Genomic DNA, 5,072 nt, shown 5'->3' with positions numbered 1-5,072 from the left:
AAAGCAGGATATGCTGCGGCAGCTGAAGGAAACCTGGGAGCAGCGCACCCACGGCAACTGCGTGTTCATATCAGCGCTGGAGCGCCGCAACATTGACGAGTTACGTAAGACCATTATGGATAAAGTAGTGACCCTGTACCGGGAACGCTATCCTTATAAAACAGAATATTTTTATTAACCCGGTAACCTGCAATAATGGCCAAGCAATATAGTTGGTACAAAATAGATGCGGAAAACCTGGTAGTGGACGAGCAGGAGATCATTGTAGTAGAAGTGAACGGCAAAATGATCTGCTGCACCCGTTATCAGTCGCAGCTATACGCTTTTGCATACAAGTGCCCGCATGCCAGCGGTATTATGGCCGATGGATTTATTGATAACGACGGAAATGCGGTGTGCCCCATACACCGTTACCGGTTTAATGTAAAGAACGGGTACAACAGCAGCGGGGAAGGATTTTACCTGAAAACCTATCCTATTGAGCATAGAGAGGACGGAGTGTACATCGGGATTGAGAAGAGCGGACTGTTTGGGTGGCTGTAAGACAGCTGTTAGGTTTTAGCTGTTTACTGTTGGCAACATGCCGGCAGCGACCTGTTATTTTTCCGTTAACAGTGCCTTAGTGCTGTATAATAAATATTCAGTAGCCATTATTTTTTCCGCATGAACTCCGATTCAATTGAAAGGCAGGTTAGCCTGCTGATAATAGGATTGCTTATTTTCATGAACTTTACCGGCCTCAATATTACCATAATGGAGCCGGATGGCGCGCTGTATGCGGGCATAGCCAGGCATATGGTGCAGCATCATGATTACTGGAACCTTTTTGCCGGCGGGCATGACTGGCTGGATAAGCCGCACTTTCCCTTCTGGATGATGTGCCTGAGCTTTAAGCTGTTTGGTTTTACCACGGCAGCGTATAAATTGCCGGCCATCCTGTTCCTGCTCATGGGCGCCGGTTACACTTACCTGTTTGCCCGCAGCCTGTATAATGAGAAAGTAGCCCGCTGGGCGGTGTGTATTTTGCTGACCGCGGAGCATATTGTTATTTCCAATAACGATGTACGGGCAGAACCTTACCTGACAGGGCTGATCATTGCCGCGGTGTACCATTTATATCGCAGCCAGCGGTCGGTATTCAATTATCATGTAGTGTTGGGGGCATTATTTACCGCCTGCGCAATCATGACTAAAGGCATTTTTGCGCTGGTGCCCATTGGCGGCGCTATTGCGGGACACCTGGCATTTACCCGGCAGTGGAAACAGCTGCTGCACCTGCGCTGGCTGCTGGCGGCAGTACTGGTTGCTTTATTTATTACGCCGGAGCTGTACGCCCTTTACCAGCAGTTTGACCTGCACCCTGAGAAAACGGTGTTTGGCCGCACCGGCGTTTCGGGCATCCGCTTCTTTTTCTGGGACAGCCAGTTTGGCCGGTTTGCGAACACCGGCCCTATTAAGGGCAACGGCGATCCCCTGTTTTTCTTTCATACGGTGCTGTGGGCTTTTTTGCCCTGGTCTGTAATGCTGTATGCCGCGGTGGTAGTGTTTTTCAGGAAACGGCGGCTGGCGGTGGAGTATTACTGCATCAGTGGCGGGCTGCTTACCTTTGCGCTGTTTTCGCTGTCGCGTTTTCAGCTGCCGCATTACCTGAACATTATTTTTCCCTTCTTTGCCATTATAACGGCCCAATATGTGCTGGGCCTGGAGCGCCCCCAATTTTTCCGTGTTACCCAGTACATTATTATGGTCATTATGGCAATAGCCATGGTGGCTATTGGAACATTATACCTGCCCATACTCAATTACTATGCGCTGTTTTGCATGCTGCTGGGCCTTTTGCTGTTTCTGCTGCTGCCGCGCTGGCTGGGCAACGGCACTGTAGGCCTGGTATTTTTCCGCACCTGCGCCGCCAGCCTGGTGCTGAACATTTTCCTGAACCTGGTGCTGTACCCTGATATTATCCGCTACCAAAGCGGCAGTACCGTAGCCCGCCATGTGAACCGGTATTTTCCCGGCGTGCCGGTAGATTACTGGAAAGGACAGTCATACTCGCTGGAATTTTACCTGCGTACCCCGCTCCAGCGCTACGACAGCGCAGGGCTGCGCCGGGCGGTAGCCAACGGGCCGGTGCTGCTGCTCACCGCCCCGGAGCAGGCCGATACGCTGCAGCAGCAGGGATATAGCTGCCAGCTGGTAAAGGAGTTTGTACAGTTTTATGTTACCAGGCTGGACCTGCGGTTTATAAATCATAAAACGCGGGCATCGGCGTTACAGCGAAGGTGGTTGCTGCTGGTGCAGCCGGGAAGGATGGCGTTGGCGGAGTGAGAAAGGGTTTTTAGAAAAAAAGTGACAATAGATTTTGCAAAATTCAAAAATTACCTATTTTTGCAATCCCAATTTGCGATCGAGGTTCGGTTAGTGAAGCGGGAATATTCCTCCTTAGCTCAGTTGGTTAGAGCATCTGACTGTTAATCAGAGGGTCGCTGGTTCAAGTCCAGCAGGGGGAGCAGAGAAAAGAAAGGCTTGCAGAGATGCAGGCCTTTTGCATTTTAGAGACTGGCATTTCTTAATCCCATTCAAATTTGAGGTTCAAGAAAGATAAATTCTTAAAATTGGCTATCCTTTTTGCTGAGATGATTCTTTTATCAATGTTCCTTAATAATTTCACTAAATGAAAAACGAGTTAGAGTTAAAAAGAATATTGACAGATATGTGCAATTTGCCTGCAGAAACGGAAGTTGTTGAATTTAAGGAGGCAAAATCTAATTACGATTTTAATAAACTCGGACGGTATTTTTCTGCAATTGCTAACGAAGCCAATTTAAAAGGTAAGCCTTATGGATGGCTAGTATTTGGAGTTGAAAATAAACATCATGACATAGTTGGCTCTCAATTTCGTCCTCATAGAAAGGATCTTGACAGTCTTAAATCTGAAATTGCAAATAAAACGACTAATAGAATTTCGTTTATCGAGATTTATGAAATTCTTTTGGCAGAAGGTAGAGTTATAATGTTTCAAATTCCAGCTGCTCCAAAGGGCATCCCAGTTGCATGGGAAGGCCACTACTATGGAAGGGATAATGAAGAACTTAGCCCTCTTAATATTGAGGAAATTGACAGAATTCGATCTCAAGCTTTGGCAGAGGATTGGAGTGCGGCTATAATTCCTGATGCGGCGCTAGATGATTTAGATCCTTTGGCTATTCAGGTGGCAAGACTAAACTATATAAGTAAATTTGCAACAAGTGCTAAGGAAGTTGATAATTGGGATGATATAACCTTTCTAAATAAATCTAAGCTCCTTATTAAGGGAAAAATAACACGAACTGCAATTATTCTATTAGGTAAAGAGGAGTCCGAGCACTATATCAGCCCAGCGGAAGTAAAAATTCGTTGGCTTTTGAAAGATAGCGCAGGTAATGACAAGGATTATGCAATATTTGGCCCTCCAATGTTACTAGCAGTAGACAAGGTGTACGCTAAAATTCGAAATTTAAAGTATCGTTATATCAAAGATGGAACTCTTTTTCCTGAAGAAATAGATCAATATGAGCCATATGCAATTAGAGAGGCTATCAACAACTGTATTGCACATCAGGATTATACTAAAGCGGGTCGTATAAATGTGATTGAGTCTGAAGACCAACTGACATTCACTAATGTAGGTACCTTTATTCCAGGATCAGTAGAAAAAGTTATAATTGATAACGCTCCCGAAGAACAATATCGAAATAAATTTCTGGCCAATGCTATGTTTAATCTTAAAATGGTTGATACAGCTGGCGGAGGAATTAGAAAAATGTATAATTTTCAACGGTATCGCTTTTTCCCTTTACCAGATTACGATTTGAGTAATGAAAAGGTCAAAGTCACTTTGACTGGAAAAATACTTAATCAAGCCTATGCACGTATTCTTGCTTCTAATACAGACCTTACTTTAGAAGAAATTATTCTTCTGGATAAAGTTCAAAAAAGATTACCCTTAAGCATTGAAGAAGAGAGGCATTTAAAATCAAAAAGTCTTATTGAAGGACGGAAACCGAATTTTTATATTTCCCAAAAGGTCGCGCAGGAAATTGGAAGAAAAGCAGATTATTCGAAAAATAAAGGATTTGATGATTCGTACTATCTAGACTTTATTGAAAAGTCAGTAAAGGAACATGGACATTTAAATCGAAAGGATGTTGATGATTTGCTGTGGAAAAAATTGCCAGAATGGATGGATGAAAAGCAAAGGAAAATCAAAATCAATAATTTACTCTCGACCTTAAGAAAACAAGGTAGAGTTAAAAATATCGGATCTGATGCTGTACCTAAATGGGTATTAGCCCAAAATAACTGAAGTATTACAAACATCTGTCAGCAGATAGCATGCATATATTTAATTAGAGTTAATTAGAGACAAATTAGAGGTTGGATTAGAGGGTCTTCATAAGTGATTGATTTTTAATTATTTTAATTGTATTAATATAGTAGTTATTCTAATTGAATTCTATAGAATGAATTAAAAACAACTAGATCCTCAAGCACTTGACTAGATAATTGTTCCATTGGGGGAACAGCCACAGGAAAGGGCCTCGGCGGATATTACGTTGGGCTTTTTTTTATTTTCCCAGAATTTACACCTCTTGAACCTTTTGCCGGAAAATGCATACACTGTTTCGCAAGTGGGGACCCAGGGTAAAAGGCCGGGATTGGTATAATCTCGAATGGTATATCAAGATGACGTTAGCGCTTGACTCGCATCACTTTTTGTTTGCGCGCGGGATACTGGTGATTGGACTAAAGATACCATCACCCAGGATATCCGGGAATATTGTAAGGTTTATTCCTGATCCATCAGTGCTTGACATTTGGAATCCCTAATATTTTAAAGACCTGGCAGACTAAATTGTTGATATAAAAGAAAACCTGCCCCGTAAGTATTTCACGAGTTTCTCCAAGCAACACCACGGCACCAGCATGCCACGCAAAATATCCTCCTGAAAAAAAAACATAAACCATCCCCCTTCCACATCATAACCCCCAAACTACTTGCAAAATTAGTCCCTCGAATAACCCGGTTCGTGTAA

3 protein-coding genes and 1 tRNA gene are annotated in these 5,072 nt (G+C 43.4%); all 4 read left to right on the top strand.

The window, feature by feature from the left end:
* The first annotated feature begins 195 nt into the window (after positions 1-195).
* The 4 genes from VFS25_RS01855 to VFS25_RS01840 all read left to right on the top strand — a co-directional run bounded on the left by VFS25_RS01855 (position 196) and on the right by VFS25_RS01840 (position 4,342).
* The gene (locus VFS25_RS01855) at positions 196-543 is read left to right on the top strand and encodes a Rieske (2Fe-2S) protein (RefSeq protein ID WP_326460409.1); all 348 of its coding nucleotides are present in this window, start codon (positions 196-198) and stop codon (positions 541-543) included.
* A gap of 120 nt (positions 544-663) precedes the next feature.
* On the top strand, positions 664-2,325 hold the full coding sequence (locus tag VFS25_RS01850; protein ID WP_326460408.1) for an ArnT family glycosyltransferase: 1,662 nt from the start codon (positions 664-666) through the stop codon (positions 2,323-2,325).
* A 108-nt stretch (positions 2,326-2,433) separates the two neighbouring features.
* Positions 2,434-2,507, top strand: a tRNA-Asn gene (locus tag VFS25_RS01845).
* A 164-nt stretch (positions 2,508-2,671) separates the two neighbouring features.
* Positions 2,672-4,342, top strand: coding sequence for an RNA-binding domain-containing protein (locus VFS25_RS01840; protein WP_326460407.1), 1,671 nt, complete (start codon positions 2,672-2,674; stop codon positions 4,340-4,342).
* Positions 4,343-5,072: the final 730 nt, after the last annotated feature.

Source organism: Chitinophaga sp., assembly GCF_035761305.1.
In the GTDB taxonomy this organism is placed as follows: Bacteria; Bacteroidota; Bacteroidia; order Chitinophagales; family Chitinophagaceae; genus Chitinophaga.
This window is presented reverse-complemented; position numbering and strand designations above follow the sequence as displayed.

What these genes read in the sequence shown, in the direction of transcription:
- VFS25_RS01855 (WP_326460409.1), top strand. Translation starts at nt 196, where the DNA reads ATGGCCAAGCAATATAGTTGGTACAAAATAGATGCGGAAAACCTGGTA.
- VFS25_RS01850 (WP_326460408.1), top strand. Translation starts at nt 664, where the DNA reads ATGAACTCCGATTCAATTGAAAGGCAGGTTAGCCTGCTGATAATAGGA.
- VFS25_RS01840 (WP_326460407.1), top strand. Translation starts at nt 2,672, where the DNA reads ATGAAAAACGAGTTAGAGTTAAAAAGAATATTGACAGATATGTGCAAT.